At 67.4% G+C, this 669-nt stretch carries 1 protein-coding gene; it reads left to right on the top strand.

The genetic code is table 11. The features are described from left to right. The coding region (locus tag HEQ75_RS27750) for a M10 family metallopeptidase C-terminal domain-containing protein (protein ID WP_209318823.1) at positions 1-607 on the top strand (607 nt) is incomplete at its 5' end. Between the last annotated feature and the right edge of the window lie 62 nt (positions 608-669).

The raw sequence follows: 669 nt of genomic DNA on the forward strand, positions 1-669 counted from the left end.
GTACACGGCGGAGGCGGGCGAGCTCTGGAGCTACCAGTACGGGTCGAAGACCTACCTGATCGGCGGGGTGGATGCCGATACGGGGCGCGACTTCCAGATCGAGCTGAACGGGCTGTTCCGCTTCGACAGCACGAGCTTCATCGGCGTCTCGCACAATCCCCGCTGGACGTCGGGCAGCGACACGCTGGTGGGGGCGGAGCTGGGCGACACGCTGAACGGCGGCAGCGGCAATGACGTGCTGACCGGTGCCGGCGGCCGTGACCTGCTGACCGGCGGGGCCGGGGCGGACCGCTTCGTGTGGCAGGCGATCTCGGAAAGCGGGACGACGATGTCCACCCGCGACACGGTGACGGACTTCCAGCCGGGCGACCTGCTGGACCTGTCGGCGATCGATGCCAACACGGTGACCGGCGGCCTGCAGGACTTCACCTTCGCCGGGCTGGTCGAGGCGGCGAATGCGGGAACGCTGGCGGCAGGGCAGGTGAGCTACCACCAGTATGGCGGCAACACCTACGTCAACCTCAGCGTCGACGGCGACAACATGCGCGACATGTCGATCGAACTGACCGGGCTGAAGACGCTGCTCGCCAGCGACTTCATCCTCTGAACCGCATCCCCTGAACCAGTCCAGGGCGGGGAACACCCCGCCCTGGAAACACCACCCCAACA

The sequence above is a fragment of the Falsiroseomonas selenitidurans genome (assembly GCF_012103215.1).
Lineage (GTDB): Bacteria > Pseudomonadota > Alphaproteobacteria > Acetobacterales > Acetobacteraceae > Falsiroseomonas > Falsiroseomonas selenitidurans.